3 protein-coding genes are annotated in these 2,456 nt (G+C 36.8%); 1 reads left to right on the top strand and 2 read right to left on the bottom strand.

The window, feature by feature from the left end:
• Positions 1-292: 292 nt before the first annotated feature.
• Together lplA and KI363_RS21435 are read right to left on the bottom strand one after the other, a co-directional pair.
• Positions 293-1,282 (bottom strand): lipoate--protein ligase, encoded by a 990-nt coding sequence (gene lplA, locus KI363_RS21440; RefSeq protein WP_158323751.1) that lies wholly within the window; start codon positions 1,280-1,282, stop codon positions 293-295.
• Positions 1,283-1,297: 15 nt separating this feature from the next.
• Complete coding sequence (locus KI363_RS21435; protein WP_212967597.1) at positions 1,298-2,032, bottom strand: MBL fold metallo-hydrolase; 735 nt, start codon at positions 2,030-2,032, stop codon at positions 1,298-1,300.
• Between the two features lie 151 nt (positions 2,033-2,183).
• Between KI363_RS21435 and yhfH the strand changes: the two genes are divergently transcribed.
• On the top strand, positions 2,184-2,309 hold the full coding sequence (gene yhfH, locus KI363_RS21430) for a protein YhfH (RefSeq protein WP_158323753.1): 126 nt from the start codon (positions 2,184-2,186) through the stop codon (positions 2,307-2,309).
• The last annotated feature ends 147 nt before the right edge of the window (positions 2,310-2,456 follow it).

Raw genomic sequence — 2,456 nt, 5'->3', positions numbered from 1 at the left:
TTCGCCCTTGTTAGCCTGAATTCAAACCATTGGCGTGTTTGTCAAGAGCGATTGCGGCAGCTTACCACCACATTTAGACCTTAGAGCTACTTTAGGCTTTTGTTTTCATAGAATTTTTGACACTACCCCATCTCTTATTATATGTAGAATTTTTTGTCTCATTTAGAACTATTCAACTTATTTTAATTTTACCCGGATAACAGCTTAAGATCTTGAAAAAATTCTTGTTAAGTATCATCAAAAAAAGAAAAGACTTCCAAATCGCGTTTGGGAGTCTTTGGTGCACCACTGATTAATAAATCAGTTCAATAATCTCATCTTTAGCTACATTACCAAAATAATGGGGGATATCCAAGTGCTCTAGGGAGCGAGCAATTTCAGATCGTTCATAGCGGATATTGGTTAAGGCTTTTTCAACTTCTTCTACATCCCCAACGCCAAAAAAGTCACCAAATATTTTACAATCTGTAATTTGGCCTTTTTGAACATTTAAGCGGAACTCAATGAGACCAACAGGAAAACGATGCGAGAACTGTAAATTAAATTTCGGTGATTTTCCGTAATTCCAATCCCAGTTTTGGTATCGCTCTTTTGAAATTTGCTGAATTTTTTCCCAATCTTTTTCTGTTAATTTATATTCTGGCACAGGGAAAACATCTTCGAAAATATTCCGCAGTAAGATGGATCTAAATTCTTCTGTCGATATCCTTTCATCCATAAATTCCGAAATATTCGCCACCCTGCTGCGAATCGATTTAATTCCCTTTGATTCAATTTTATCTTTTCTCACTTTAAGGGCTGACACCACATTTTCAATTTCCGAGTCAAACATTAGAGTGCCGTGACTAAACATTCTTCCTCGGGTCGAGAATTGAGCATTTCCTGAAATTTTTCGTTCCCCCACGACCAGATCATTTCTACCCTTCATTTCGGCTTGTACACCTAATTTATTCAGTGCTTTCACAACAGGCTCTGTGAACTTTTTAAAATTTAGAAAGCTGTCCCCTTCATCTTTTGTAATAAAGCTAAAGTTTAAATTGCCAAGATCATGATAAACAGCGCCACCCCCGGACAAACGGCGAACGACGTGAATACCATTTTTCTCTACATAATCGGTATTAATTTCCTCAATGGTATTCTGATTTTTCCCGATAATAATGGATGGTTCGTTAATATAAAATAATAAATAATCTTGGTTAATATCTAAATGCTTTAATGCATATTCTTCAATTGCTAAGTTTATACGAGGGTCTGTAATCCCCTGATTATCAATAAACAACATGTTGAAACCTCCTAGTTAAATAGTGACGGTAAGTCCTGATGAAGCAAGGATGATATCGCCTGAATACTCTTCCTTTGCTTCAGAGATTAATTGTTCATAATCCCCGAAATGGGGTAAATGCGTAAGGAGCAACTTCTTCGCGTTCGCCGATTGAGCTAATTGCCCTGCTTGGTCACTTGTCATATGATTGACAGCTGATTTCTTCATATCCTTGTAATAATTAGATTCACATAATAGTAAATCTGCTTCTTGTGCGAAGTTCGCAAGTTCAGGAAAGTAAGCTGTATCAGCTGTATAGATAAGTGTTTTTGAACCAGCTTGAATGCGCATCGCATAACAAGGTACTGGGTGAACGGTCTTGATAAACTCCATTTGAAATGGACCAATATGTAACGATTGATCGCCTTTATAGACCACACCAGTTGTTAAATTTTTATACGTTAAAGCTGTAAATCCAGCTTGATCTTCTTCATGCCCATAAATAGGTAAATTCCCAGAAAATCCCTCCGTGTATTTTCCAATGATTAAAGCATGCTGGAGCACGCCAATATCGGCTACATGATCCGGATGGTAATGCGAAATAATAACCGCATCTAATTCCGTTGGTTTCAAATAAAATTGTAACTGTGATAATACAGCACTCCCACAGTCCAGTAGAAGCTTGAAACCTTCATGCTCTAATAAATAACCTGAGCTGGCTTCTCCCACTTTCGGAAAGCCTCCCCAATGTCCAATCACTGTTAATTTCATATCTCACACTCCTTATCCGTCAAATTAACTATACTTTATTTCGATATTTTTTTCATGTTTTGAAGATTTTTATTGACATCACCATTCTGTTATAATACAATTCGAATTAACAAATACAGTACCATAACAAAAAGGGAGGGAGAAGGGAACCATGATTCAAAACATCGTAGAATTCTTCAAGGACTTACCCCCTAAAAAATGCACACAATGCGGTGAAAAGATTAACGAACAGCACGAGTGTTATAGTAATCTATGTGATCAATGCAATTCGGTCTGAATATCCCAGCTATAAACAAGCTAAAAAGGGGCTGTCCAGAAAGTCGTTGAAAAACGACTTCCTGTGACAACCTTTCCTATTTTTACTAAAAATACATACAAAAAAATCGCCCTTTCTAGTAGAATGAAGTTACCACACAACACTCAA

Origin of the sequence: Lederbergia ruris (assembly GCF_018332955.1) — a bacterium.
GTDB classification, from domain to species: Bacteria; Bacillota; Bacilli; order Bacillales; family Bacillaceae_C; genus Lederbergia; species Lederbergia ruris.
Note: the sequence above shows the minus strand (reverse complement) of the source record. Positions and strands in the feature narration are given on the sequence as shown.

Bases quoted from the DNA above. Each gene is read 5' to 3' on its own strand.
- lplA (WP_158323751.1), bottom strand. From the start codon at position 1,282: ATGTTGTTTATTGATAATCAGGGGATTACAGACCCTCGTATAAACTTA.
- KI363_RS21435 (WP_212967597.1), bottom strand. From the start codon at position 2,032: ATGAAATTAACAGTGATTGGACATTGGGGAGGCTTTCCGAAAGTGGGA.
- yhfH (WP_158323753.1), top strand. From the start codon at position 2,184: ATGATTCAAAACATCGTAGAATTCTTCAAGGACTTACCCCCTAAAAAA.